The organism is Novosphingobium sediminicola, assembly GCF_014196525.1.
Lineage (GTDB): Bacteria > Pseudomonadota > Alphaproteobacteria > Sphingomonadales > Sphingomonadaceae > Novosphingobium > Novosphingobium sediminicola.
On the sequence record NZ_JACIDX010000013.1, the window covers coordinates 78,783 to 103,552 of the forward strand.

The 24,770-nt window shown below is 63.6% G+C and carries 26 protein-coding genes; 12 read left to right on the plus strand and 14 right to left on the minus strand.

The annotated features are described in order from the left end of the window. Positions 1-18: 18 nt before the first annotated feature. Entirely contained in the window at positions 19-1,134 is a 1,116-nt protein-coding gene (locus GGR38_RS16390; RefSeq protein WP_183627244.1) for an acyltransferase family protein, read from the plus strand. Here the strand turns inward: GGR38_RS16390 and GGR38_RS16395 are convergent. Beyond that, positions 1,118-2,464, minus strand: coding sequence for a TldD/PmbA family protein (locus GGR38_RS16395; RefSeq protein ID WP_183627245.1), 1,347 nt, complete (start codon positions 2,462-2,464; stop codon positions 1,118-1,120). The genes GGR38_RS16390 and GGR38_RS16395 overlap by 17 nt on opposite strands. 68 nt (positions 2,465-2,532) lie before the next feature. Then, positions 2,533-2,973, minus strand: a complete 441-nt coding sequence (locus GGR38_RS16400) for a hypothetical protein (protein ID WP_246404795.1) — start codon at positions 2,971-2,973, stop codon at positions 2,533-2,535. Between the two features lie 196 nt (positions 2,974-3,169). On the opposite strand from GGR38_RS16400, the gene lptB reads away from it, so the two are divergent. Beyond that, on the plus strand, positions 3,170-3,955 hold the full coding sequence (gene lptB / locus GGR38_RS16405) for an LPS export ABC transporter ATP-binding protein (RefSeq protein ID WP_183627246.1): 786 nt from the start codon (positions 3,170-3,172) through the stop codon (positions 3,953-3,955). Positions 3,956-3,981: 26 nt separating this feature from the next. Continuing rightward, complete coding sequence (gene rpoN / locus GGR38_RS16410; RefSeq protein ID WP_183627247.1) at positions 3,982-5,499, plus strand: RNA polymerase factor sigma-54; 1,518 nt, start codon at positions 3,982-3,984, stop codon at positions 5,497-5,499. Here rpoN and GGR38_RS16415 read toward each other — a convergent pair. Beyond that, positions 5,496-6,134, minus strand: a complete 639-nt coding sequence (locus GGR38_RS16415; protein WP_246404799.1) for an MOSC domain-containing protein — start codon at positions 6,132-6,134, stop codon at positions 5,496-5,498. The two genes, rpoN and GGR38_RS16415, sit on opposite strands and share 4 nt — an antisense overlap. Positions 6,135-6,329: 195 nt before the next feature. On the opposite strand from GGR38_RS16415, the gene GGR38_RS16420 reads away from it, so the two are divergent. Beyond that, on the plus strand, positions 6,330-6,986 hold the full coding sequence (locus GGR38_RS16420; protein WP_183627249.1) for an energy transducer TonB: 657 nt from the start codon (positions 6,330-6,332) through the stop codon (positions 6,984-6,986). Positions 6,987-7,005: 19 nt separating this feature from the next. Here the strand turns inward: GGR38_RS16420 and GGR38_RS16425 are convergent, their stop codons facing one another. Further along, on the minus strand, positions 7,006-7,614 hold the full coding sequence (locus GGR38_RS16425; protein ID WP_172339589.1) for an HNH endonuclease: 609 nt from the start codon (positions 7,612-7,614) through the stop codon (positions 7,006-7,008). Positions 7,615-7,716: 102 nt separating this feature from the next. On the opposite strand from GGR38_RS16425, the gene gluQRS reads away from it, so the two are divergent. The 5 genes from gluQRS (at position 7,717) to GGR38_RS16450 (ending at position 10,790) form a co-directional block, all read left to right on the plus strand. Beyond that, complete coding sequence (gluQRS, locus tag GGR38_RS16430) at positions 7,717-8,562, plus strand: tRNA glutamyl-Q(34) synthetase GluQRS (protein ID WP_183627250.1); 846 nt, start codon at positions 7,717-7,719, stop codon at positions 8,560-8,562. Positions 8,563-8,580: 18 nt separating this feature from the next. Then, positions 8,581-8,814: an HIG1 domain-containing protein gene (locus GGR38_RS16435; RefSeq protein ID WP_310015511.1), complete on the plus strand. Its 234-nt coding sequence runs from the start codon at positions 8,581-8,583 to the stop codon at positions 8,812-8,814. A 19-nt stretch (positions 8,815-8,833) separates the two neighbouring features. Continuing rightward, positions 8,834-9,406: a cob(I)yrinic acid a,c-diamide adenosyltransferase gene (locus GGR38_RS16440; RefSeq protein ID WP_183627251.1), complete on the plus strand. Its 573-nt coding sequence runs from the start codon at positions 8,834-8,836 to the stop codon at positions 9,404-9,406. 20 nt (positions 9,407-9,426) lie between these two features. Continuing rightward, positions 9,427-10,296, plus strand: a complete 870-nt coding sequence (locus GGR38_RS16445; protein ID WP_183627252.1) for a 3-hydroxyacyl-CoA dehydrogenase NAD-binding domain-containing protein — start codon at positions 9,427-9,429, stop codon at positions 10,294-10,296. 83 nt (positions 10,297-10,379) lie between these two features. Next, a complete protein-coding gene (locus tag GGR38_RS16450) occupies positions 10,380-10,790 on the plus strand; it encodes a hypothetical protein (protein ID WP_183627253.1) in 411 nt (136 codons plus the stop codon). A 3-nt stretch (positions 10,791-10,793) separates the two neighbouring features. On the opposite strand, the gene GGR38_RS16455 is transcribed toward GGR38_RS16450, so the two are convergent. Together GGR38_RS16455 and mutS are read right to left on the minus strand one after the other, a co-directional pair. Further along, complete coding sequence (locus tag GGR38_RS16455; RefSeq protein ID WP_183627254.1) at positions 10,794-10,988, minus strand: hypothetical protein; 195 nt, start codon at positions 10,986-10,988, stop codon at positions 10,794-10,796. Positions 10,989-11,038: 50 nt separating this feature from the next. Next, complete coding sequence (mutS, locus tag GGR38_RS16460; protein WP_183627255.1) at positions 11,039-13,609, minus strand: DNA mismatch repair protein MutS; 2,571 nt, start codon at positions 13,607-13,609, stop codon at positions 11,039-11,041. 149 nt (positions 13,610-13,758) lie between these two features. Here mutS and GGR38_RS16465 point away from each other — a divergent pair, with 149 nt between their 5' ends. After that, positions 13,759-16,035 carry an NADP-dependent malic enzyme gene (locus GGR38_RS16465; protein ID WP_343059143.1) on the plus strand — a complete coding sequence of 759 codons (2,277 nt, stop codon included), beginning with the start codon at positions 13,759-13,761 and terminating at the stop codon, positions 16,033-16,035. 61 nt (positions 16,036-16,096) lie between these two features. Next, positions 16,097-16,609, plus strand: a complete 513-nt coding sequence (locus GGR38_RS16470) for a GNAT family N-acetyltransferase (RefSeq protein WP_183627257.1) — start codon at positions 16,097-16,099, stop codon at positions 16,607-16,609. Positions 16,610-16,615: 6 nt separating this feature from the next. Here GGR38_RS16470 and GGR38_RS24570 read toward each other — a convergent pair whose 3' ends face one another. From GGR38_RS24570 to trmB, 4 genes are all read right to left on the minus strand, one after another. After that, positions 16,616-17,923 (minus strand): diguanylate cyclase, encoded by a 1,308-nt coding sequence (locus tag GGR38_RS24570; protein ID WP_183627258.1) that lies wholly within the window; start codon positions 17,921-17,923, stop codon positions 16,616-16,618. 99 nt (positions 17,924-18,022) lie between these two features. Next, positions 18,023-19,162, minus strand: coding sequence for an MFS transporter (locus GGR38_RS16480; RefSeq protein ID WP_183627259.1), 1,140 nt, complete (start codon positions 19,160-19,162; stop codon positions 18,023-18,025). Positions 19,163-19,182: 20 nt separating this feature from the next. Then, entirely contained in the window at positions 19,183-19,953 is a 771-nt protein-coding gene (locus GGR38_RS16485; RefSeq protein ID WP_183627260.1) for a DeoR/GlpR family DNA-binding transcription regulator, read from the minus strand. Between the two features lie 140 nt (positions 19,954-20,093). Beyond that, positions 20,094-20,813, minus strand: coding sequence for a tRNA (guanine(46)-N(7))-methyltransferase TrmB (gene trmB, locus GGR38_RS16490; RefSeq protein ID WP_183627261.1), 720 nt, complete (start codon positions 20,811-20,813; stop codon positions 20,094-20,096). Positions 20,814-20,895: 82 nt separating this feature from the next. Between trmB and GGR38_RS16495 the strand changes: the two genes are divergently transcribed. Beyond that, positions 20,896-21,072, plus strand: a complete 177-nt coding sequence (locus GGR38_RS16495; protein WP_183627262.1) for a hypothetical protein — start codon at positions 20,896-20,898, stop codon at positions 21,070-21,072. Positions 21,073-21,143: 71 nt separating this feature from the next. Here GGR38_RS16495 and ctrA read toward each other — a convergent pair whose 3' ends face one another. From ctrA to dksA, 4 genes are all read right to left on the minus strand, one after another. Further along, positions 21,144-21,839, minus strand: a complete 696-nt coding sequence (ctrA, locus tag GGR38_RS16500; RefSeq protein ID WP_168602964.1) for a response regulator transcription factor CtrA — start codon at positions 21,837-21,839, stop codon at positions 21,144-21,146. A 147-nt stretch (positions 21,840-21,986) separates the two neighbouring features. Next, positions 21,987-23,471, minus strand: a complete 1,485-nt coding sequence (locus GGR38_RS16505; RefSeq protein WP_183627263.1) for an ABC transporter substrate-binding protein — start codon at positions 23,469-23,471, stop codon at positions 21,987-21,989. Between the two features lie 70 nt (positions 23,472-23,541). After that, positions 23,542-23,910: a PilZ domain-containing protein gene (locus GGR38_RS16510; RefSeq protein WP_183627264.1), complete on the minus strand. Its 369-nt coding sequence runs from the start codon at positions 23,908-23,910 to the stop codon at positions 23,542-23,544. A gap of 142 nt (positions 23,911-24,052) precedes the next feature. After that, positions 24,053-24,511: an RNA polymerase-binding protein DksA gene (gene dksA, locus GGR38_RS16515; protein ID WP_183627265.1), complete on the minus strand. Its 459-nt coding sequence runs from the start codon at positions 24,509-24,511 to the stop codon at positions 24,053-24,055. Between the last annotated feature and the right edge of the window lie 259 nt (positions 24,512-24,770).

Here is a 24,770-nt window from a genome sequence, read left to right on the forward strand (position 1 = left end):
ATGAATGCAAAGGTCAGAATGCAAAGGTTCAAGGTGCAAAGCCCCAGCCTCAGAAGCAATCTTCCGGCTCTTACCGGCATTCGATTCTTTGCAGCCTTTGCCGTTCTGCTCTTCCACTACGGCTCGTCCTTTGCCCAAAGCCATGGCGCGCCCGTGGCCATCGCCAATATCCTGCATAATGGCAGCCTTGGCGTGCCCCTGTTCTTCATCCTTTCCGGCTTTATCCTGAGCTATGCCCATGAGGGTGAGCGGATCGACGGGGCCTTTATTGTCCGCTTCTATGTGGCGCGACTGGCCCGCATCTATCCGGTCTATCTCTTCGCCCTGCTGATGGCGCTGCCCGTGCTGCCCAATCCCTTGCCGGGATCCGTGGCGGTAAAATCGCTGCTGCTGGTGCAATCATGGCAGCTTCCGGGCGACACCCACGATCATGACTGGATATTTCAGGCATGGTCACTGTCGGTCGAATGGTTCTTCTACGCGTTTTTCCCGCTGATCCTGCCGATCAGCCGCTGTTTCAATCTGGCGGCGACCATGGCCGCCATGCTGGTTGCCTGCGCGCTGATTTATGGTCTGGGCACCCCGCTGGGCGCGGCGGCCCCTTTGCCCATTTCTCTGGGCGGATTTTCCGTGGCGCCATGGATACCCGTGCTGCGGTTGCCCGAATTCATCTATGGCATGGGCCTGTGCCGCCTGTTTCTGGTCCTGCGGAACCCGCTCTCGGCGGCACAGTCAACGCTGGTCGAAGGGCTTTTGGCGCTGGCTACGCTGGGGCTGCTGACGCGCGATCTCGATCCGCAGGCGAGCGGGCTTTTCGCGATTCTGGTGGGCCTGCTGCTGCTGGCGCTGGCCTATGGGCGCGGGTTTTTGTCGCGTCTGCTGGGCGGGCGGGTGCTGGGCCTGCTGGGCGGGGCCAGCTATGCGCTCTATATCCTGCAAGGCCCGGCCAGAAATCTGTGCCGGGCGCTGGTGCCCTCGCCCTATGACCGCGTGGTCAGTCCGGTTTTCACCGTCGCCCTTTCGGTCGCGGTCTTTCTGCTGATCGAGAAACCGGCCCGCAAATTCCTGATGAAGGCTCTGGCCAGAGCGCAGCGCGGGGCAACCCAATCCCCCGCGCTCAATCCCCCGCAATAGTCATGCCGTCGACGCGGATGGTCGGCACGTTGATCGTGCGATACCATTCCAGATCGTTGGCGGGCGTCATGGCGCGGAACATATCGATCAGATTGCCCGCCACGGTAAATTCGGCCACTGGCCCGGCGATCTGGCCGCCAAGGATGCGATAGCCCGAAGCGCCCCGGCTGTAATCGCCCGTCACGCCATTGACGCCATGCCCGATCAGCTCGGTGACATAAACGCCATCCTCAATATCCGCGATCAGTTCGGCCACAGAGGCGCTGCCTGCCTCCAGATGCAGATTGCCCGGCGACACGCCCGGCGCGCCACCGCCGCCGCGCCCGGCATGACCGGTGGGCGCAAGGCCCAATTGCCGCGCCGAAGCGCATTCCATCAGCCATCCCGTGATCCGCCCATCGCGCACCACATCGCGCGGGGCCGTCTGCAAACCCTCGCCATCAAAGGGGCGCGAGCGGAACCCGCGCAGGCGCAAGGGATCATCGACAATCCGCACCGCGCTGTCGAACAATTGCTCCTCCAGCCGCCCGATCAGGAAACTGGAGCGCCGGGCAATCGAGGCGCCCGACATCGCGCCCAGCAAATGGCCGACCAGCGAGCCGCCCACGCGCGGGTCCAGCACCATCGGCGCAGGGCCGCTCTTCATCCGCCCCGGATTGAGCCGGGCCACCGCGCGCTCACCGGCCTGTCGGCCGATCTCGGCGGGCGGGATCAGATCTTCGCGGTGGCGCGCCATGCGGTGCGCATAGTCGCGCTGCATCGAACCACCCTCGCCCGCCACCACGCTGGCCGAAATCGAGCGGCTGGTGGCGGCATAGGCCCCGGCAAAACCATGGCTGGTGGCAAGTGCCATGACGGCCCCGCCGCTCGATGCGCCCGCGCCCTCGCTATTGGTCACGCCCGCAATGGCGCGCGCGGCATCCTCGGCCTCTTCGGCAAGGGCGCGCAATTCCTGCGGGCTGGGCTCGCCGCCATCAATCAGATCGAGGTCGGGAAACGGCCCCTTGAACAGCAATTCTTCGGGCGCGAGACCCGCATAGGGATCTTCGGGCGCGCCCTGCGCCATGGCCAGCGCCCGCGCGGCCAGCTCGGCCAGCGCATCATCGGAAAGATCCGACGACCCAATCGAGGCCGACCGCCGCCCGACAAACACCCGCAGGCCGATATGCTCGCTTTCCGACCGCTCAACATCCTCCAGCCGCCCCAGCCGCACCGACACGCTTTCCGAAGCATCGGCGATATAGACCGCATCGGCGGCGTCCGCCCCTGCCTTGCGCGCGCGTTCGATCAGGGCCTGCGCCCGTTCCTGTGCCTGAAGCGTGGTAAGCATGGCGGTCTGGGCAACTCCTGAAGCCTTGGTAGGGGGCAGGCTCTAACGCCCCCTCCGGCCAAGAGCAATCATCCCATGATCATGACGATCAGACGAAAGCCGCCGGTGACGATAAAAGGCAGGCCAATCGCGGCGGCCCAGACCATCGCGCGATCGCGGGCAAAGGCCCCTGCACGCGCCGGATCGCCCGCCTCGGCATCGCTCAGCCTGGTCCAGCGCCGCTCCATCATCCGGCATGCCGGAATGATGGCGCCCACCAGCACCACCAGCGCCAGCCCCGGCAGCACCGAGGCGCTGCCCTCGCGCAGGGCGGCAATGGTCACGAAGATCTGCAGGCCGGTGTAAACCAGCAAGGCATAAGCGATATGATCGCTGATCCGCTTGCGCCAATCCAGCAAAATGCCCCCCTGTTTGCGAGGGGCCCATACGTGATCCGCATGCGGGCGCGATTTACGCGACACCGCGTCGGCAAACGCATCGGCAGGCGCATCAAGGCGTGCCTTGGCCATGAACCCTCTTCCCCTATCCCGGCCTGTTGGCCGCTGGCCCTATTGGCCTTTGGTATGAGTAAAACATCCTTGGCCGGTCCGATCAAGCGCAATCGCCCCGTCGCGCATGGGCGATTTGTCCCAGCCATGCATGAAACCTGCCAATCGGCCGCATCGCCCTTGCCCAATGCGGCCGCGATGCCTAAAATGATCCCAGATGACCCAGACAATCGCCCCCGAAGCTGGCCAGGCCGGCCGCCAGTCCGATCCCAATGGCTCGTTTTCCGGGCTTCAGGTCGTGTCCATCGCCAAAAGCTATGACAAGCGCGCGGTCCTGACCGACATCTCGCTGGAGGTGGCCAAGGGCGAGGTGATGGGCCTGCTCGGCCCCAATGGCGCGGGCAAGACGACGTGTTTCTATTCGATCATGGGGCTGGTGCGGCCGGATTCGGGCCGCATCCTGCTCGATGGGATCGATATCACCAACCTGCCGATGTATCGCCGCGCGATTCTGGGCCTTGGCTATCTGCCGCAGGAAACCTCGATCTTTCGCGGGCTGACGGTGGAACAGAACATCGCCACGGTGCTCGAGCTGGTCGAGCCCGACCCCGCCACGCGGGCGGGCGAACTCGAACGCTTGCTGGAGGAATTTGGCCTCACACGGCTGCGCGCCAGCCCGTCGATGGCGCTGTCGGGCGGCGAACGCCGCCGTGCCGAAATCGCCCGCGCGCTGGCGGCCAAGCCTTCGATCATGCTGCTCGACGAACCCTTTGCGGGCATCGATCCTCTGTCCATCGCGGATATCCGCCATCTGGTGCATGACCTGAAGCAGCGCGGCATCGGCGTGCTGATCACCGACCACAATGTGCGCGAAACGCTGGAAATCTGCGACCGCGGCTGCATCATCTATGGCGGACAGGTCTTGTTCGCGGGCACCCCCGAGGCGCTGGTGGCCGATGAAAACGTGCGCCGCCTCTATCTGGGCGAGGGCTTTACGCTGTGATGCCAGCGGGGGGCGCGTAACGGATTATGGCGCTGGGGCCGCGCCTCGATCTACGCCAGACGCAATCGCTGGTGATGACGCCGCAGTTGCAGCAGGCGATCAAGCTGCTCACGCTGTCCAATCTGGAAATCGAGGCGTTCATCGGCGATGCGCTGGACGCCAACCCCCTGCTCGAACTGGGCGAGGCCGCGCCGGTCGAGCCCATCGAAATCGAGGCCCGCCGCACCAGCCTTGAAAGCAGCCCCTGCGACCAGCTGATCGGCGAAGGCATGGCCGCCGAGGACCGCCCTCTGGACATCAGCGCCGAGACGCTGGACGTCGATCACGACACGGGGGATGCGCCCGAACGATACGAATCCGTCTTTGAAGGCGAAGCGCAGGTTTCCGGCGGGGGCGAGGCCCCGGCGATGGAGGATTACGGCGCCTTTGACGAGACACTGGCCCAGCATCTGCACGATCAGATCGGCGCGGTAGCACGCGATGCCAAGCTGGGCTTCATCGCGCGCTTCCTGATCGATCAATTGGATGATGCTGGCTATCTGGCCGTTTCCCTGCGCGAAGTCGCCATGGATCTGCAAGTCACGCCCGCCGAGGTCGAAGCCGCGCTGGCGCTGGTGCAATCGCTCGACCCCACAGGCGTCGGCGCGCGCAGCCTGTCGGAATGTATCGCGCTTCAAGCCAGGGAAGCGGATCGTTACGACCCAGCGATGGCCAAGCTGATCGACAATCTGGAAATGATCGCGCGCGGAGAACTCCCCCGCCTGCGCCGCATGTGCGGCGTGGATGAGGAAGATTTCGCCGATATGCTGGCCGAATTGCGCGGTTATGATCCCAAGCCGGGCCTGCGCTATGGCGGCGGGGCGGCCGCGCCCGTGGTGCCTGACATTCTGATTACGGCGCGCGCCGATGGCGGCTGGAATGTCGCGCTCAATCAGGCCACCCTGCCCAAGCTGATCCTCAACCGCAGCTATTATCTGGAAATGCGCGGAGCCTGTTCGGGCAAGAATGGCGCCGGAAAAAGCGCTGCCAAGGAGGATCGCGGCTGGTTGTCGGAAAAGCTGGCCGATGCCAACTGGTTGGTGAAAGCGCTGGATCAGCGGCAAAAGACCATCCTGAAAGTGGCCAGCGAATTGGTGCGCCAACAGGAAGGCTTTTTCCGGCATGGCGTCAGCCAGTTGAAGCCGCTGACCCTGCGCGCGGTGGCCGAGACGGTGGGGCTGCACGAATCCACCGTCAGCCGCGTGACCAGCAACAAATATCTGCTGTGTGATCGCGGCACGTTTGAGCTGAAATATTTCTTCACCAGCGGCGTCTCGGGCGCGGATGGCGAAGGCGTTTCGGCCGAGGCGGTCAAGGCCGCGATCAAGCAATTGATCGACAATGAGGACCCCAAGAAGATCCTGTCGGACGACACGCTGGTCGATCTGCTCAAGGCCAAGGGCTTTGAACTGGCCCGGCGCACCGTGGCCAAATATCGCGAGGCGATCGGGCTTGGCTCCTCGGTGCAGCGGCGCCGTCAGAAAGCGCTGGTTGGCAAGCGTTAGGCCGCCAGATCCTCGGCCCGCTTGCGCCAGGCCTGCGCCAATACGGGCATCGCGGCCAGATCGGGCAGCACGCTCGGGTCCGCCTTGTGCCCGCCCCCGATCAGCACATGGAACAGGCGCGACACCGGCCATTCGGCGTGCCCCCGCTCGACCAGTTCGAGAGCATCGCCCACCTGCACCGCGCCCTCCTCAATCACGCGATAATACCAGCCGCTGCGCCGGTTCTTGACGATCCGCGCGGCCAGCGGCGCATGGTCGAAGCGATGGCCCAGCTTCCAGCAAGGCTGACGCCCATGGCTGACCTCGATCAACGCGCTGCCCAGCCGGAATCGGTCGCCCAGCAGCACATTGTCCTCGGTCAGGCCCAGCGTGGAAATATTCTCGCCAAAACCGCCCGGCGCGCTCAGCAGGGGATGATCGCCCAGATCGGCCGCCCATGTGGGATAATGGTCAAAGGCATAGTGATGGATCGCCTTGTCCGGCCCGCCATGATGCTTGCGGTCGGCCTGCTCATCGCCCTCGATCCCCAGAAAGCCGACGCGCACGGGACCTTCAACAGGCTGCTTGGCAATCGCGCTGTGTTCGTCGGCGCCATGTTCATCAGCAAAGCGGAAACGGACGGCGCGGCCGGTCATCACTGCAAGAATGGGGGTGGAAAAAGCGTTCATAGGCCAAGATTTGCGCGCGCCGCACCGAATTCGCAAGCGTGAAATTAGCGCTGGGACGGCATGAAATTTATGTTACGATACACCATCACCCAATCAGGTCGGCATTGACGGACGTAACAAAACAGGGTGGACCGGATCGGGTGACAGAAGGGGAGATCTGTCATGACGTATACTGCACAGACAAGTCTTAAATCCCGTATGGCCTCGCTCGGGGCGGTCGCGCTGCTCCATGTCGGCGCGGCGGTGGTGCTGGTCTCGGGCCTTGCCGCCTATCGCGTGATCGCGCCCGAGCATCATACCGATGCGGTCAATATGCCGCTGGCGCCCCTGCCCCAGCCCGAGGTCAAGCCCAGCCAGAAGGCCGATACCAAGCCGGTTCTGGCGCCCGAAACCGTGATTACCCTGCCGCTCGACCCCATGCCGCAGCTCACGGTCGATCCCATGCCCACGCAGGGGGTCGAGATCACCCCCATCGCCACGCCGGAGCCGCGCTTCACCCCCGAACCGGCCCGCCCCCATGGCCAGCCCAAGATTGCCAGCCCGCGCACGCGTCCGGGCGAATGGGCCAATGAGGATGATTATCCCGCGATGGAACTGCGCATGAACCATGAGGGCGTGGTCCGCTTTCAACTCTCCATCGGCAGCGACGGCCGCGTCTCCTCCTGCACTGTGGTGCAGAGCAGCGGATGGCCGGGGCTGGATGCGGCCACCTGCACGCTGGTGGCGAAACGGGCCCGGTTCAACCCGGCGCAGGATGAAAGCGGCCAGCCGATGGCGGGCAGCTACAGCAATGCGATCCGCTGGATGATCCCGCGCTGACCAACTGCGAGCTGGGGACCTAGGCCTCCAGCTCGACATCCCAATAGAGCCAGTCGCGCCATGTCTCGTGCAGATAATTGGGCGGAAAAGCGCGGCCCCGCTCCTGCAACTGCCAGCTTGTCGGCCGGATGGGATGAGTGAGCAGCGGCATATGCGCCTCACGCGGGGTGCGCCCGCCCTTTTTCAGATTGCAGGGCGAGCATGCCGCGACGATATTTTCCCAGCTTGTCCGACCGCCAAGACGGCGCGGCAACACATGGTCAAAGGTCAATTGATGCGGATTGCCGCAATATTGGCAGGAGAACCGGTCGCGCAGGAACACGTTGAAGCGGGTGAAGGCGGGAAACTCCGAAGGCTTCACATATTGGCGCAGCGCGATCACCGAAGGCAAGCGCATCGCCCAGCTTTGCGAATGCACCTCGCGCTCGTAACTGGCTATAATATCTACTCTTTCCAGAAAAACCGCCTTGATCGCGGTCTGCCATGGCCAGAGGCTTAAGGGATAATAGGAAAGCGGAGTAAAGTCCGCGTTCAACACCAATGCGGGACAATCGCTCAAATGGCGGGAGGGATCCTCCCCGGCGCTGCGGAACCGGGCCGCGCGCTCTATCAGCTCCGCCTTGAGCATGGCTCCTGATAACAAGCGGGAATGACGGTTTGGCGACAATTCATAAGCGCAATCAACACTGACTTGCCGCCAAGGTCAAGGGGTGCCAGAGGGCAAAATGCGATGATCCGAACCCGTTTCGCCCCCAGCCCGAATGGCCTGCTGCATCTGGGCCATGCCTATGCGGCGATTGTCGCGCATGATCTGGCACGGTACCATGGCGGCGAGTTCCTGCTGCGGATCGAGGATATTGACGCCGCACGTTCGCGCCCCGAACTGGCCGAGGCGATGATGGCCGATCTGCAATGGCTGGGGCTGGAATGGGATGGGCCGGTGGTCTGGCAATCCTCGCGGCTGGGCTCCTATGGCGCGGCGGCGGATCGCTTGCGGGCGATGGGGCTGCTCTATCCCTGCATCTGCACCCGTGCGGAAATCGCGGCGGTGGCGACGCAGCATGGCCCCGACGGGTTGATCTATCCCGGCACCTGTCGCGGGCGCGACATTGATCCGGCGGGTGCGGCATGGCGGCTGGATATGGCGCGGGCGGTGGAGATCGCCGGGCCTTTGGTGTGGGAGGATGAACTGGCCGGGCCGCAGACCGCCACGCCCGAGATCTTCGGCGACATCGTGCTGCTGCGCAAGGAGGCGCCCGCTTCCTATCATCTGGCCGCGACATTGGACGATGCCGGCGATGGCATCACACTGGTCACGCGCGGCGCCGATCTGTTTGCGGCCAGCCATGTCCATCGCCTGCTTCAGGGCCTGCTCGGCCTGCCCGTGCCGCGCTGGCATCATCATGGGCTGATTGTCGAAGGCGACGGGCGCAAACTGGCCAAGCGGCGGGGCAGCCCTTCGCTGGCCGATATGCGCCGCGATGGCGTGGATGGGCGGGCCTTGGCCGATGACCTGCGTCATGCCCTTTTGCCCGCTGGCCTTTCGTTGATAACGGGCATAGGCTGCGTCCCATAAGAAATTGGGAGACGGGCGATGCTGAAATATATCCTCATTCCGGTGATTGTGGTGGCCATGGGCTTTGTCGTGGTCAGCCTGGCCAAGGGGATCATCGCCTTTCTGCAGACCACGCGCGATGATCTGGAAAGCGGCGGCGGAAACGGCCCCAGCCCGATGCAGTTGAAACAGAACGAGATGATGTTTGCCCGCATCAAATATCAGGCGCTGGCGGTGATCGTGGTCGCGGTGCTATTGGCCGCGTCGAGATAGTTGCGAACAGGACATAACCTTGGTCAAGCTGAACAAGATTTACACCCGCACCGGCGATAATGGCACCACCGGTCTGGTCGATGGGTCGCGCGTGGGCAAGCACGCCGCACGGATGGAGGCCATAGGCGCGGTGGACGAGGCCAACAGCGCGCTGGGTCTGGCGGTTCTGGCGGTCGATGGCGCGCATCGGGCGGCGCTGCTGCGGATTCAGAACGATCTGTTCGATCTGGGCGCGGATCTGGCCACGCCGGGCGATGATTTCGCGCCCGGCCCAATGAGCCTGCGCATCATTCCCGCTCAGGTGGACTGGCTGGAAAGCGCGATCGACGCGGCGAATGCCGACCTCAATCCCCTCACCAGCTTCATCCTGCCCGGCGGATCGGAAGGGGCCGCGCGCACCCATATCGCCCGCGCCTCCGCGCGCCGGGCCGAACGCGCCTGCGTGGCGCTGGCTGCGGATGAGCCGGTCAATCCGGCGGCGCTGGCCTATATCAACCGTTTGTCGGATTATCTGTTTGTGCTGGCACGCGCGCTCAATAACAATGGCGCAGACGATATACTGTGGGTGCCGGGCGCAAGCCGGGGTGCCTGAATACTAAGGGGTTGATGCAGATGACGACTGTTGGGGTGATCGGCGCGGGCCAGATGGGTTCGGGCATTGCGCAGACTTCTGCCGCGTTCGGCCATGAGGTTTTGCTGGCCGATGTGTCGGTGGAATTGGCGGAAAAGGCCAAGGCCAAGATCGGCAAGGGGCTGGACCGGCTCGTCGCCAAGGAAAAGATCTCGGCACAGGCGGCCGCCGAAACCCTTTCACGCATCACCCCGGTGGGCGATTATGCCGCCATGGGCGAGGCCGGTTTCATCATCGAGGCCGCCACCGAGCGCGAAGATATCAAGGCCAAGATCTTTGAAGCCGCTGGCAAGGTTCTAAACCCGCAGGCCGTTCTGGCCAGCAACACGTCATCCATCCCGATCACCCGCATGGCGCGGCAATCGCCCGATCCGGCGCGCTTCATCGGGCTGCATTTCTTCAATCCGGTGCCGGTCATGCAACTGATCGAGATCATTCCCGGCCTTGCCACCAGCCCAGAAACGATTGCCGCGACCCGCGAATTTGCCACCGGATTGGGCAAGACCGTGGTGCTCTCGCAGGACGAGCCGGGCTTTATCGTCAACCGCATCCTGATGCCGATGATCAACGAGGCGGTGTTTACCCTTGGCGCGGGCACGGCCAATGTGGTGGACATCGACACGGGGGCAAAGCTGGGCCTCAACCATCCGATGGGGCCGCTCGAACTGGCCGATTTCATTGGCCTCGACACCTGCCTCGAAATCACCCGCATTCTGCTCAACAGCACGGGCGACAGCAAATATCGCCCCGCCCCGCTGCTGGCCAAATACGTCGAGGCGGGCTGGCTGGGTCGCAAAACCGGGCGCGGTTTTTACGATTACAGCGGCGAAACACCCGTACCCACGCGCTGAAACGCGCAAGGGCAAGGGAACCTGAGGCTGCCCCGGCGGCTTTCCTGTAGGCAGCGTCCTTTCGGGCGCGACAGGAGAGCCCCATGGCCAGCACGCCAAACCAACCCGTCCCGGAAAACCCCGTTCCGCAAATCCCGACGCCCGACATTCCCCCCGCCATCGAGCCACAGGTGCCCCCTCCGCCGCAGCCCGGCCCCGGCCTGCCCGATCTGACCGACGATCCGCCGCCCGAAACCGTCAACCGCTCTCAGGAAGATGAGCCGACACAGGCCCAGACCTATGGCGAGGCGGCGCAGCAGCTCGACAGTGAGAAATTCGTGCTGGAGGACAGCAGCAAGCCGGTCAGCGGCGAGGTCAGCGACGATGTTCAGGATCTGGTCGATCACATGCGCGACATGGAGGCATCAGGCCGCATCGACATGGATGCCTATCGCGGCGAACGCAATGACGATGACGAAGAGGAATCGCTGGGCCCGGCCGCAGCGCGGGAATAGGCTTTATTTGGCCCAGGGCGAGGACGGGTTGCCGCCGGAGGAAGGTTGCACCACCGGAGCGGCATGGCTGTCGGTCGGGCCGTCATGCTTGGCTTCGCTGGCGGTAAAATAGGCCGTCGCCATCACCCCCGCCGCCCAGAACAAAGCCTTCCAGCGGCTGGCGAAAACGGTGGTCAGGCGGGGGCCGAAGGGAAGCATGGCGCAAGGTCTACACCCGACCCGGTTAAACCTTGCGCCGCCAAGAATGGTTAACCGATCTCACGTTTCAATTCATAAAGCCAGCCCAGCGCATCGCGCGGGGAAAGCGCGTCAATATCAAGCGCCGCCAGCTTTTCACGCAAGGGGTCGCCCTTGGGCGCCTCCTCGACCACATTGGCAAAGAGCGGCAGATCGCCAAGGCCTGCGGCAATGCCCCCGGTTTCCGCTCGGCCCTTCTCCAGCTTGGCCAGCACCGATTTGGCGCGGGAAACCACCGGTCCCGGCACCCCCGCCAGTCGCGCCACGGCCAGACCGAAGGAGCTTTCCGCCGGACCGGTCGTGACTTCATGCAGCAGCACAAGATCGCCCTTCCATTCGCGCGCGCGAACATGGTGGAGGGTCAGCGCCTCACACGTATCGGCCAGCCGCGCGAGTTCGTGATAATGGGTGGCGAACAGGCATCGGCAGCGGTTGACCCCATGCACCGCCTCGGCCACCGCCCATGCCAGCGCGAGGCCGTCATAGGTGCTGGTACCGCGCCCCACCTCGTCAAGGATAACGAAGCTGCGCGGCGTGGCCTGTTGCAGGATGGCGGCGGTTTCGACCATTTCGACCATGAAGGTCGAGCGCCCCCGCGCCAGATTGTCCGAGGCGCCGACACGGCTGAACAGGCGGTCGACCAGGCCAATGGTGGCGCTGCGTGCAGGAACAAAGCCGCCCGCCTGCGCCAACAGGACGATCAGCGCGTTTTGGCGCAGAAAGGTCGATTTACCGCCCATGTTCGGCCCGCCCAAGAGCCAGAGCCGGTCGAACTGGCTGAGCGTGCAGTCATTGGCGACGAAACGCTCACCCTGCGCGCCCAGAGCGTTTTCGACCACCGGATGGCGACCCTCGACAATGGCGAGTTCGCATTTCTCGCTGATCAAAGGGCGACACCAATTGCCCTCGGCGGCGCGCTCGGCCTGTCCGGCGGCGACGTCAATGCGGGCCAGCGCAGCGGCGGTTTGCGCAATCTCGTTGCGCGCGCCAATCGCGGCGGCGGTCAATTCCTCGAAATGCGCTTCCTCGGCGGCCAGAGCATGGCCGCCCGCCTCGGCAATCCGGCTTGCTTCCTCATGCAGCGCCAGCGCGTTGAAGCGCATCGCACCCGCCATAGTCTGGCGATGGGTAAAGCCGCTGTCGGGCGCCATCAACTGATCGCCATGGCGGGCAGGCACTTCGATATAATAGCCAAGCACGCCATTATGCTTGATTTTCAGCGCGGAAATGCCGGTCTGCTCGCGGTAATTGGCCTCCAGCGCGGCAATGGCGGTGCGGGCGTCCTTGGAAATGCGGCGCAGGTGGTCAAGATCGGCATCATAGCCCTCGGCGATGAAACCGCCCTGAGAACGTTCGGTCGGCGGAGTGGCCACCAGCGCGCGCGAGAACAGGTCGATCAAGCCATCATGGCCCACCAGCGCAGGCAGCAGGCCATCGAGCATCGCAGGGCGACCCTCCACCCGCGCCAGTCGCGCCGCCAATCGCGCCGCGCCCGCCAGACCATCGCGCAATTGCCCCAGATCGCGCGGAGATCCGCGCCCCGCCACCACGCGGCCCAGCGCCCGCCCGGCGTCCGGCAGGCTGCGCAATTGCCCGCGCAGATCCTCGCGCAGCAGAGCGTCATCATAGAGCCATTGCACCAGTTCGAGCCGCGCCTCGATGGCGGCGCGATCCAGTAAGGGCGCCGAAAGATCCTCGGCCAATTGCCGCGCGCCGGCACCCGTGACGCAGCGGTCCACCGCCTCGATCAGGCTGCCCGAACGGCCCCCGGTTGATGAGCGCAAGATTTCCAGACTGCCGCGCGTGGCCTCGTCCATCGCCATATGCGCCTCGCCATGGCGGGCAACGGGGGGCAGCAGCAGCGGCAATTTGCCCCGGCCCACATGGTCGAGATAGGCCAACAGCCCGCAGGCCGCCGCCAGCATGGGCCGCGTGAATGTGCCGAAACCATCGAGCGTGGCCACGCCGTGAATGCCACAGAGCCGGTCCGTCCCGCCCTCGCTGGAAAATTCATGAGCCCCACGAGGGATCGAATCGAAAGGCGCCTCGCCCCAATTGTCGGGCGCAATCGTCTCGCTGGCGCCAAGGCGGGCCAGCGCCGCGCCCATATCCTCGGGCGCGCATTCCTCCAGCTCCATGCGGCCCGTGGAAATATCCACCGCCGCCACGCCTACCCTGTCGCGCAGCAAACAGGCTGATGCGAGCACATTGGCCCGGCGCGGTTCGAGCAGGGCTTCTTCGGTCAAAGTCCCGGCGGTGACGAATCGCACGATGTCGCGCATCACCAGCGCTTTGTATCCGCCGCGTTTTTTGGCCTGTTCGGGGGTTTCGACCTGTTCGGCAATCGCCACCCGGCATCCGGCCTTGATCAGGCGGGCCAGATAGGATTCGGCGGCATGGACCGGCACGCCGCACATCGGGATCGGCGCCCCGCCATGTTCGCCACGGCTGGTCAGCGCGATGTCGAGGATCTGCGAGGCCTGTTTCGCATCCTCGAAAAACAGCTCGAAGAAATCACCCATGCGATAGAACAGCATACAACCATCGGCCTTATCCTTTAGACCAAGGTATTGCGTCATCATGGGCGTTGCGGCTGGGGGGGCGGATTTCTCACTCATGCTGATGGGTTAGCCGTAGAATCGATACGATGGAATGCTTGATACCCACGCTTTCCCCTATCGCGGCGCGTTCTCTTTGGTTAGGGCAGCCTTGCAAGAAGGAGAAAGTTTCGGTGTCCGAGGAAAGCCCCGAGCAAGCCAACGTCCGGTTTACCGAGCGCGAAGCGCTGTTCTACCACAACACGATCCGCCCTGGCAAAATCGAGATCATCGCATCCAAGCCGATGGCCACGCAGCGAGACCTCAGCCTGGCCTATTCGCCCGGCGTCGCGGTTCCGGTCGAAGCCATCGCCAAGGATCCCGCCACCGCCTATGATTATACCGCCAAGGGCAATCTGGTCGCGGTAATTTCCAACGGCACGGCCATTCTGGGCCTTGGCAATCTGGGCGCGCTGGCGTCAAAGCCGGTGATGGAGGGCAAGGCGGTCCTCTTCAAGCGCTTTGCCGACGTCGACTCGATCGACATCGAGCTGAATTCCGAAGACCCCGACGCGCTGATCGAAGCGATCGCGCTGATGGAGCCCAGCTTTGGCGGGATCAACCTTGAAGACATCAAGGCCCCCGAATGTTTCGTGATCGAACAGGCTCTGCGTGAACGGATGAAGATCCCGGTCATGCATGATGACCAGCACGGCACCGCGATCATTTCGGCCGCCGGCATCATCAACGCCTGCATGATCACCAACCGCAAACTTGATGAGATCAAGGTCGTGGTCAATGGCGCGGGCGCGGCGGCGCTGGCCTGCACCTCGCTGATCAAGTCGATGGGCGTGCGTCACGAAAACGTGATCGTGTGCGACCGCGACGGCCCGATCTATCGCGGCCGTGAAAAGCCGGTGAACCAGTGGCAGAGCGCCCATGCGGCCGATACCGATGCGCGCACGCTCGAACAGGCGCTGGTGGGCGCGGACGTGTTCCTTGGCCTGTCGGCGGCGGGCGCTTTGCCTGCGGCCTATGTCAAGGAAATGGCGCCCGAACCGATCATCTTTGCGATGGCCAACCCGGTGCCCGAAATCACCCCGCCCGAGGCCAAGGCCGCGCGCCCCGACTGCATCATCGCCACCGGCCGTTCGGATTTCCCGAATCAGGTGAACAATGTGCTGGGCTTCCCCTTCATCTTCCGCGGCGCGCTGGACGTGCGCGCCACCGCGATCAACGAAGAAATGAAGATCGCCGCCGCTCATGCGATCGCCGAACTGGCGCGCGAACAGGTGCCCGAAGAAGTCGCGCTGGCCTATGGCAAGAACCATAGCTTTGGCCGCGATTACATCATCCCCGCCCCGTTCGACCCGCGCCTGATGGAGGTGGTGTCGATGGCCGTGGCCAAGGCCGCGATGGACAGCGGCGTGGCGCAAAAGCCGATCGAGGATTTCAACGCCTATCGTCATCAGCTCAAGGGCCGTCTGAACCCGACCACCTCGGTGCTGACCAATGTCTATGATCAGGTCAAGGCCAACCCCAAGCGCGTGATCTTTGCCGAGGCCGAGAACGAAGTGGTGCTGCGCGCCGCGATCCAGTTCAAGGATTTCGGTTATGGCACGCCGGTTCTGGTGGGCCGCACGCAAGCCGTGCGCGACAAGCTGGTCGAACTGGGCGTGGGCAAGCCGGATTCCTATGAAATCCACAATGCCGCCGACAGCGAGCATGTCGCCGAAATGGGCCTGATGCTTTACGAGCGTCTGCAGCGCCGCGGCTATCTGGAGCGCGACATCAAGCGCATGGTCAATCAGGACCGCAACGGCTTTGCCGCAGCGCTGCTGAAGATGGGCGTGGGCGATGCGATGGTGACGGGCGCGACCCGCCCCTTTGGCCAGACCATGCGCGAAGTGCGCCATGTGCTGGACCCCAAGCCGGGCCACCTGTCCTTTGGCATCCATGTGATGGTGGGCAAGAACAACACCACCTTCCTGGCCGACACGACCTGCAACGAGCGCCCCAGTTCGGAAGAGCTGGCGGTGATCGCCAAGGAAACCGCCAATGTGGCGCGTCGTCTGGGTCATGAACCGCGCGTGGCGTTCCTGTCCTTCTCGACCTTTGGCAACCCCACGGGCAAGTGGCTGGAGCCCATTCGCGGCGCCATCTCGATCCTCGATTCAGAGCCGCAAAACTTTGAATATGAAGGCGAAATGACGCCTGATGCGGCACTCAACCCGGCGGTGATGAAGCATTATCCCTTCAGCCGCCTGACCGCGCCCGCCAATGTGCTGATCTTCCCGGGTCTGCAATCGGCCAATATCGCGGCCAAGCTGCTGCGCGAACTGGGCGGCAATACGGCCATCGGCCCGATCCAGATCGGCATGGAAAAGCCGGTGCAGATCGTGCCTATGACCGCGATTGCGCCCGATGTGCTGACGCTGGCGGTGCTGGCGGCGGCTGGTATCACCGGGTAATCCAGTCAAGGAGGCTGGCGCGGGGATCGTCCTCGCGCCAGCCATACCGGAGATGCGCCCGATGATGATCCGCGATGCGGGCCGGGATGATCTGGCCGCAATTCTGGACATTTATAACCATGCCGTTCTGCACACGACGGCGGTGTGGAACGAAACGCCGGGCACGATAGAGGAACGCCACCTCTGGTTCGATGCCAAGCATCAGCGCGGCTTTCCGGTGCTGGCGGCGGCCCAGGATGACGCGGTGCTGGGCTTTGCCTCCTATGGCGATTTTCGGAGCTTTCCGGGCTATTCGCAAACTGTCGAACATTCGATCTATGTCGCCCCCTCTGCGCATCGGCGCGGGATCGGGCGGGCCTTGCTCGATGCGCTGATCGCGCGGGCAAAGGCGGCGGGATTTCACGCCATGGTCGGCGGGATCGACGCCGGCAACACCGGCTCCATCGCCCTGCATCGGGCCATGGGCTTTGCGCAGGTCGGGCTTATGCCGCAGGTCGGCCATAAATTCGGGCGCTGGCTCGATCTGGCCTTTATGCAGAAATTGCTGTCGGACGCGCCCGCCCCCGGTCAATAAAGCCCCCTAGGCCGGACAGGCCGTCCATTCCACCCGGTTTCGTCCCAAAGCCTTGGCCTGATACATCGCCGCATCCGCGCTGCCCATCAGACCCTCACAGCTCTTGCTGGTTTCCGGATAAGTGGCCACACCAAAAGAGGCGGTAATCGGAACGTGATGCAGGCTCGATAGCGCCTCAATCCGTCCCCGGCATTGCTCGGCCTTGGTCAGCGCCTGATCGAGCGAGCAATCGGGCAGGATCAGCACCAATTCCTCGCCGCCATAGCGGCACGCGAGATCCGATGAGCGCAGATTACCCTGAATGACATGGGCCACATCGCTCAGCACCGCATCGCCCTTGGCATGACCATAGGTATCGTTCAAAGCCTTGAAATTATCGAGGTCGATCATCACCAGACTGAGATGCGACTGATTGCGTTCCGCAAGCCGCTGGAGCCGGTCGAGCGTTTCATCCAGATAGCCACGATTATACAGGCCCGTCAGCGGATCGCGCAGCGATTGATGGCGCAGGGTTTCGCGCAATTGAATATTGGACAGGGCCAGCGAGATCGATTCGGCAATCGCCCGCCCGATCCTTTCGGCATGGCGCAATTTGACGCAGCCCTCCTGCCCCTCGCCGATGAATTTGATCAGGCCGAACACGCTGCCGCGCGCCTGCATCGGAAATTCCAGCGTGACGGTGCTGCCGGTATGATGGCTGCAACAGACCGAGCCATGGAGCGGGTCGTTCAAATGGCTGCGCCCGCGTTTCAGGGCCCAGCAATTGTTGGGCGCCAGCGTCGGCGAAGGTTCGCAGCCCTGCGGCAGATTCCATGCGCCGCTCAATTCGAGCTGATCGCCCGCCTGATTAAAAATATACAGCGCCGTGCCAAGGCTCGGCAGGATCTGCTGCGTGGTGACCTGAAGAACGGCGGTGGCGTCCTCATAGCTGTCGGCGCTTTGCAGCATATCGGTCAGGTTGAACAATTCGTCGGCCTGATGACGCGCCTCCTGCGCCTGTTCCAGCGTATCGAGCGAGGCCATGATGCGCCGACGGCTGAACACGATCAGGCCCAGCAGCAGCGCGATGGCCGCAATCGTCACGAGGCGCGAGATCAGCAGGTCGGCCGGGGCAATGATCGGGCTCATGCCATGGCGGTCCAGCTCGTAAAGCACCGTCATCAGCGAGAGCAGCAACAGGCCCAGCAACGTGTCGCAAAGCGTCATGTCCTTGCGCCCTGCCCCTATGCCGCCCCGCAGACGATCAAGCCAGGCGGAAACCCCCGTCACGTCGCGCGGTTCACCATCGGGGCATTGGTCAAAATATGCGGTCACAGCGCACCACCCTTATTCCGAGATCGGCGTGTGCCACAAATTGATGTAAAATCCTCTTCGATATAACCCTATTGAATCAAGGACATTGCCTAGGGGGAATTACCCGGAAGCCCTCCCCCTCACCACCAGCCCCGAACAGAGCGGCACAAGGCACACCAGCCCGGCCAGCATGACAAAGGACATGGAAAGCCCGGCATATTGGGCTACCAGCCCAATCGCCGCCGGCCCCAGCAGCACGCCCGCATAACCGGTGGTGGAAATCGAGGCGATGGCCAGCGCGGCGGGCATCTGGTTCTGGGATGCGGCCTGGCGGAACAGGACCGGCACGATATTGGCCGCCCCCAGCCCGATCAGCACAAAGCCCGCCCATGCCACCGCCGCCACCGGCGCGCCGATCAGCACGCCAAAGCCCGCCACCGCCACGCCCCCGCCCCACAGCAGAGCCGCCCGATCCCCGATCCGCGCCGTCAGCGCATCGCCCGTCAACCGCCCCAGCGTCATGGCAATGGCAAAGAACATATAGCCGAACCCGGCCCGCTTCACATCGACCAGCCCACCCTCGGTCAGCAGCAGCGCGCCCCAATCGAGCAAGGCCCCCTCGGCCAGAAAGGTGATTGCGGTCAGACCGGCCAGCAACAGCACGATGCCATGGGGCAGCGCGAAATGCGGGCCGTCCTCCACCGCCCGCGTGCGCAACAGGCGCGGCGCGGCCATTATCAGCGCCAGCGCCATCAGCCCCGCCCCCAGCAAAGCCCCGGCCAACGCGCTGCCCCCCAGCGAGAGCAGCAGCGCCATCATCAGCGATCCGGCAAAACCGCCGATGCTGAACAGCGCGTGGAAACCCGACATCAGCGGACGCCCGGCGTGTTTTTCCACCTCGACCGCATGAATGTTCATCGCCACATCCAACGACCCCAGCGAAGCGCCAAACAACAGCAGCGCCGCCCCCAGCGCGGGCACCGTGGACAAAATCGCCAGCAGCGGCAGCACCGCGCAAAGTCCGAAGCCGCTGATCAGAATGACCGGACGCGTGCCGAACCGGCTGCTGAGCGCCCCTGTAGCCAGCATCGCCACCACCGACCCCGCGCCAAGACAGAGCAGCAGCGCGCCCAGCATCCCTTCATCCACCCCCAGCCGCAATTTGGCAAAAGGCACCATCGGCGCCCAGCAGGCGATCCCGAAACCGGCGACCAGAAAGGACAGGCGCGTGGCAAGCCGCGCCGCAGGGCTGTCAGACATTGGGGAGAAACTCCGAAAGATCAGATGGGCGCGCGGGCAAGGATCGCCCTTTGCCCGATTTGCGCCATCAGGGCGGGCGCCAGCGCTGCGGCATCATGTTCGAGCACCAGATGCGTGATCCGGTCGAGCGGCGCGATGCGGAAATGGGTGCGGCTGTCCAGCTTGTCGCTGGTGGCCATGACCACGCTGTGGCGGCTGACCTCGATGGTGGCGCGTTTAAAGGCGGCGTCATCGGCGTAAAAGGCCCCAATGCCTTCCTCGCCCGACACCGCACAGGCGCCCAGAAACGCCCGGTCGATGTTGAATTGTCCCAGCGCCTGCACCGCGCCCGCATCGACGCAGCCGCCCACCTGCGCGTCCACTTTGCCGCCGATCATATAGGTGGCGATGGTGCCGCGCGCCTGAAGCGCCCCGGCGATCACCACCGAATTGGTCACCACCGCTATGCCATCGGGCAGCAGGGGGATGAGCGCCAGATTGGTGCTGCCGCTGTCGATCAGGATCATCTCTCCCGCGCCGATCAGAGCGACCGCAGCGGCGGCCAGCGCCCGTTTGCGCTCATCACTCTGACCAATGCGCTGGTTGATCGGGGTCGATGGGGCCGAGAGCGGCAGCGCGCCGCCATAGACCCTGCGGCACCGCCCCTCAGCAGCGAGGGTGCGCAGATCGCGCCGTATCACATCCTCGGACACATCAAATTCGGCGGCCAGCACATTGGCCACCACGGCCTGTCCTTCATCGAGTCGGCGCGCGATCACCTCGCGGCGGCCAAGGGGGAGATTGTTGTCCATGGGCGCATTATGTGCCGTACGATTTTACCTGTAAATATACATTTACGCACGTTTTATGGAATGAATACGAGAAACATGCAAAAACCGCCTCAACCCGGCGGGGTTGAGGCGGCCTGCAAAATGGCAATTATCGAGCTAAATCAGTCTTTACGGCGATAGCGGAAGTACCAGACCTCATGTCCGTAAACCGTGCGCGCCTTATGCTCATAGCGCGTTTGCGGCCAGCCACCGGGGCGGACCTGAAAATCCTTGGCCTCCTTGGCCAGCCATTCGAACTTGTCGGTATGGCGCTGCATCACCATCAGCGCATGGCGGACATAGACCGCATGGTCGGTGCCGAATCGGAACTCGCCGCCGGGCTTCAGTTTACGGGCGAACATTTCCACCGGGCCGTCATTCATCATCCGGCGCTTGGCATGGCGCGCCTTGGGCCATGGGTCGGGATGCAGCAGATAGAGCATGGTGAGCGAGCCATCGGGAATGCGCGAGAGCACCTCGAGCGCGTCGCCATGATGGATGCGCACGTTGGGGATCGGGGCGTGGGCGCCATTGTCGCCCGACACATGAGTCAGCGCCTGCGCCACGCCGTTGATGAAGGGTTCGGCGCCGATAAAGCCATGATCGGGCAGCATGTCGGCGCGAAAAGCCATATGCTCGCCCCCGCCAAAGCCGATTTCGAAATGCAGCGGGCGATCCTCGCCAAACAGGCGCTGGGCCGTCACCTCGCCTTCCAGCGGCACGGCGATCTGGGGCAGCAGCGTGTCCACCAGCCCTTGCTGTCCGGCGCGCAGGGGCTTGCCCTTGGAACGGCCATAGAGCCGGTTGAGCGTGGTGGGATCGCCTTCTTTATGCGCGGTCATGTCTGTGCCTTCAAGATTTCGCCCGGCGCGATTGGCAGGCCGTTAAGGCAGGGTCAAGGGCCAGCAGGCAATGGGAGGCGCCATGTTTGCCCTTGGCTGCCTTGCGCTGATCGTTCTGCCGCTGCTCGGCTTTATCGCCGGATTGGTGATGGGCGGGCAAAGCATGGGCCTGTGGGGCGCCGGCATCGGCCTGATCGCCGCCCTGCTGATGAGCGCCACCGCCGCCCTCGCGCTGGTCAAGGCCAGCCGCAAACGCTGACCCCAAAATGAAAAGCCCGCCTTCCTTGCGGAGGCGGGCCTTCATGTCGGGCTGTTCGGGGGTGGGCCGGTTCAGGCCGCTACAGCATCCTCGCCCGGATCGCGCAGCACATAGCCGCGCCCCCAGACGGTTTCGATGTAATTCTCACCGCCGCAGGCATGGGCCAGCTTCTTGCGCAGCTTACAGATGAACACGTCGATGATCTTGAGTTCGGGTTCGTCCATACCGCCATAAAGGTGGTTGAGGAACATTTCCTTAGTCAATGTCGTGCCCTTGCGCAGCGAAAGCAGCTCGAGCATCGCATATTCCTTACCGGTCAGATGCACGCGGGCGCTGTCAACTTCCACCGTCTTGGCGTCGAGGTTGACCGAGAGCTTGCCGGTGCGGATGACCGATTGCGAATGGCCCTTGGACCGGCGGACCACGGCGTGAATGCGCGCGATCAGTTCTTCGCGGTGGAAGGGCTTGGTCACGTAATCGTCGGCGCCAAAGCCAAACGAACGGACCTTGGAATCCATCTCCGAAATGCCCGAAAGGATCAGAACAGGCGTCTGAACCTTGGCCACGCGCAGCTTTTTGAGCACGTCATAGCCATGCATGTCCGGCAGATTGAGATCCAGCAGGATGATGTCGTAATCATAGAGCTTGCCGAGATCGAGGCCTTCTTCCCCGAGATCGGTCGAATAGACGTTGAAGCCCTCTGTGGTGAGCATCAACTCGATGGCCCTGGCCGTAGTCGGCTCGTCTTCGATCAACAGCACGCGCATATGGGTGAACCCCCTTGCCCCGAAACCCACGAACGCATCTTCACAGACGCATCCGCTATTAACCATAGGAGGAATGAACGCGAAAGGTTAATTTAATGTAAACCAGCGCGGAAGCCCCCGTTTTTTTAGGGGAACTCGTAAACGTCCCTAATGCGACGCGCCCGACAAAGGGTAAAGGGGATGAACCCCGTAAATGTTAGGAGAAAGACCGCGTAAACGGTTGCCCGAACCGCTGCCGATCATGGTCCAGCGCACCGGCAAAGCCAGTGGAATGAACAGATTGGCCTCCATCACCTCACGCTCGGCCTCGGCATAAAGGGCCGGGACGAGAGGGGCCTCGACATTCCATGCCTGGGCCACCAGATGGTCGACATCGGGGGTGCATATGGAATGCACACCGCAATGCAACTGGTTAAAAAACCAGACCGGTGAAGGATAACGCGCCACTTCATCAATCAGACGCAGATCGGCCGACTCGGCTATCCCCACCCGGCGCAGGCGCAGCCCGATCGCCGCCACATCCTGCGCCAGCCGGGCAAACAACACATTGCCCCCCACCCCGCCCGGCATCGCAATGCTCAAATTCAACCCGTCGCCATCCTCGGGCCTGGCCGAAGCGCTGCGGGCCTTGGCCCATACCGCCACCCGCTGGACAGCTACGGCGCGGCGTTGGTCCATATCCATATCGGTCCATCGCTCGGGGATCTGCACCTCGCCAATGCCGGGCGAAATCAGCCGTGTGGTCGGGCCCCAGCCCGGCACGCCGCCGCCCTGCGCGCCCATCGCGGCCACCAGCCCCGTCCGGTCGATCACCATGGCGAGCGCGGCCCGATTCGTCGGCACCGCCAGAAAACCGGAGTCCTTTTCCACCAGCAGGCCAAACAGGCCCGGCGCCACATCGAATCGCACCGACCGCTGGCCCAGCAGGCCGCGCTGAATCGGCGGCAGATCGGTTATCCGCCCGCCCAGCACCACATCAGCCCGGCCCGCCGCCAGATCGGCCACCGCCCTTTCGCCGCCCATCGCGCTGACCGCCAGCGGGCGCACGCTGGCCGCCCAGCCCTCGGACATCGGCAGGCCGCGCGCATCGGGCGAAATCGGCGTCAGCCAGTCCAGCCCATCGACATGTTTGCGCAGCATCGGCCCCGCGCCCCGTCCGCGATGCTCCAGCCCCAGTTCGGGCTGGGCCAGTAGTTGGAGGAAATTCGGCATGGGCTGGGCCAGCCGGATCTCGATCACGCGCCCGGCCATCGCGCGGATATCCTCGATGACCGCCAGATCCTGCCCCAGCGCGCGGCCTCTTTGCGCGGCCATGGCGCGGCGCAGCGCCTGTTTCGCCGTCTCGCCGCTCAATCTGGTGCCGTCGGGCCATGCGCTGTCGCGCAGGCGGAAGATATAGCCGCGCCCCTCGTCCGCGACGATCCAGCGTTCGGCAAGGCCGGGCACGACCTTGCCTTCCTCATCAAGGCTGACCAGCCCTTCGGCGGTGGCGGCGCGCAATTCGCGCTCAAGCGAGGATGGGCCCGAATCATCGACCATCACCACCCGCAGCGGCTGTTGCTGGGCCGAGCCATGGCATGCCGCAGCCAACAGGGCGGCGATCAGGACGGAAATGCGGTTTTTGCGCAGCATGATTGCGCCAAGCCTAGAACAATTTGCCGCGCAGAGGAACGCCCGGCGCACGCGACTTATGCTTAACCCGTCAGATTTTGCGCAATTGGCCCGGCGTGACCTGTTTCATCGCCGCCAGCGGGCGCAGGGGCACAAAACCCGAGTCGTCAGGGGCGGTCTGCGCAGCGCGCACGCTCTTGGCGTCGATTTCTTCATTAAAGGCGATGCCGCAACGGTTGCCCTGAACCCATGCCACCGACCCGGCCACCCAGCCGACATTGCGCAATTCCACCTCAAGCGCCATGCCCGACACTACGCGCATATCGCCTTCGGCCATCAGCCCGCCGCTGGAAAGATTACGAATTTTGACCCGATGCACCGGGTCGCGCTCGCTCAGGCGCAGACAGGCCAGCATGAACAGGCTGTCCCGATTGATCTGGCGTTGCTCGTCACCGGACATGCGTAGGCTCACTTCCCGCTGCCATGGCCCATCCCGGCATGGATCACTCCAAACCAGGACAGGCCCGCTAATTCACAACAACGTGTTAACGCAAAATGGCAAACAAAGCGTAAATCTATCCGGTAACATGCGGATATCGGCGTTAATCGTCGCGTGATACCCGTTCACGGCGTTCATGAGCTTCCTGGGCTTCAACCGTCATGGTGGCGATCGGGCGTGCGATCAAACGGCCAAGCCCGATGGGTTCGCCGGTGACTTCGCAAAAGCCATATTCGCCTTCCTCGATCCGGCGCAGCGCCGAGTCGATCTTGGAGATCAGCTTGCGCTGGCGGTCGCGGGTGCGCAATTCGATGCCCCAGTCGGTTTCCGACGAGGCGCGGTCATTGAGATCGGGTTCGCGCAGCGGGCCTTCCTGAAGCTGGCTCAGCGTATCGGCCGCCGCGCTCAGGATCAGCTTTTTCCACTGCTGCAACAGCCGCCGGAAGTAGTCCAGCTGTTCGGCGTTCATGTATTCATCGCCGTCGGACGGGACATAATCACCGGCCAGCGATCGTCTGGCCTTGACCAGCACATCGATTTCGTCTGCCAGACCACTTGCCATTATAACCCTCCGAATTCCGTCCGCGGGATTGATAAGCATCCCATTCTATCGCCCGGCCTATAGTTTGCCCCCTGAAGGTCCACAAGCGGCAAAGCCAAGTTTGGGCAGCTTAAACCACCGCAAAATTACGAATAGGGCGCGCCTTGCCCATGTTTGCGTGACAGGATCATGACATGCGCGCAATCGCACCCGAATGACGCCCCCCTACTGGCCGCAGAAATCAGCGGGCCATTTACCAGTTGTTATCCATCTTCCGACA

Excerpts from the sequence above, each read along its gene's own strand:
- GGR38_RS16400 (WP_246404795.1), bottom strand. The coding sequence starts at position 2,973 with ATGGCCAAGGCACGCCTTGATGCGCCTGCCGATGCGTTTGCCGACGCG.
- GGR38_RS16415 (WP_246404799.1), bottom strand. The coding sequence starts at position 6,134 with ATGACCGGCCGCGCCGTCCGTTTCCGCTTTGCTGATGAACATGGCGCC.
- GGR38_RS16390 (WP_183627244.1), top strand. The coding sequence starts at position 19 with ATGCAAAGGTTCAAGGTGCAAAGCCCCAGCCTCAGAAGCAATCTTCCG.
- GGR38_RS16450 (WP_183627253.1), top strand. The coding sequence starts at position 10,380 with ATGGCCAGCACGCCAAACCAACCCGTCCCGGAAAACCCCGTTCCGCAA.
- GGR38_RS16495 (WP_183627262.1), top strand. The coding sequence starts at position 20,896 with ATGTTTGCCCTTGGCTGCCTTGCGCTGATCGTTCTGCCGCTGCTCGGC.
- rpoN (WP_183627247.1), top strand. The coding sequence starts at position 3,982 with ATGGCGCTGGGGCCGCGCCTCGATCTACGCCAGACGCAATCGCTGGTG.
- GGR38_RS16470 (WP_183627257.1), top strand. The coding sequence starts at position 16,097 with ATGATGATCCGCGATGCGGGCCGGGATGATCTGGCCGCAATTCTGGAC.
- GGR38_RS16455 (WP_183627254.1), bottom strand. The coding sequence starts at position 10,988 with ATGCTTCCCTTCGGCCCCCGCCTGACCACCGTTTTCGCCAGCCGCTGG.
- gluQRS (WP_183627250.1), top strand. The coding sequence starts at position 7,717 with ATGATCCGAACCCGTTTCGCCCCCAGCCCGAATGGCCTGCTGCATCTG.
- GGR38_RS16420 (WP_183627249.1), top strand. The coding sequence starts at position 6,330 with ATGACGTATACTGCACAGACAAGTCTTAAATCCCGTATGGCCTCGCTC.
- GGR38_RS16505 (WP_183627263.1), bottom strand. The coding sequence starts at position 23,471 with ATGCTGCGCAAAAACCGCATTTCCGTCCTGATCGCCGCCCTGTTGGCT.
- ctrA (WP_168602964.1), bottom strand. The coding sequence starts at position 21,839 with ATGCGCGTGCTGTTGATCGAAGACGAGCCGACTACGGCCAGGGCCATC.
- dksA (WP_183627265.1), bottom strand. The coding sequence starts at position 24,511 with ATGGCAAGTGGTCTGGCAGACGAAATCGATGTGCTGGTCAAGGCCAGA.
- trmB (WP_183627261.1), bottom strand. The coding sequence starts at position 20,813 with ATGACCGCGCATAAAGAAGGCGATCCCACCACGCTCAACCGGCTCTAT.
- GGR38_RS16435 (WP_310015511.1), top strand. The coding sequence starts at position 8,581 with ATGCTGAAATATATCCTCATTCCGGTGATTGTGGTGGCCATGGGCTTT.
- GGR38_RS16445 (WP_183627252.1), top strand. The coding sequence starts at position 9,427 with ATGACGACTGTTGGGGTGATCGGCGCGGGCCAGATGGGTTCGGGCATT.
- GGR38_RS16485 (WP_183627260.1), bottom strand. The coding sequence starts at position 19,953 with ATGGACAACAATCTCCCCCTTGGCCGCCGCGAGGTGATCGCGCGCCGA.
- GGR38_RS16395 (WP_183627245.1), bottom strand. The coding sequence starts at position 2,464 with ATGCTTACCACGCTTCAGGCACAGGAACGGGCGCAGGCCCTGATCGAA.
- mutS (WP_183627255.1), bottom strand. The coding sequence starts at position 13,609 with ATGATGACGCAATACCTTGGTCTAAAGGATAAGGCCGATGGTTGTATG.
- GGR38_RS16425 (WP_172339589.1), bottom strand. The coding sequence starts at position 7,614 with ATGCTCAAGGCGGAGCTGATAGAGCGCGCGGCCCGGTTCCGCAGCGCC.
- lptB (WP_183627246.1), top strand. The coding sequence starts at position 3,170 with ATGACCCAGACAATCGCCCCCGAAGCTGGCCAGGCCGGCCGCCAGTCC.
- GGR38_RS16480 (WP_183627259.1), bottom strand. The coding sequence starts at position 19,162 with ATGTCTGACAGCCCTGCGGCGCGGCTTGCCACGCGCCTGTCCTTTCTG.
- GGR38_RS16510 (WP_183627264.1), bottom strand. The coding sequence starts at position 23,910 with ATGTCCGGTGACGAGCAACGCCAGATCAATCGGGACAGCCTGTTCATG.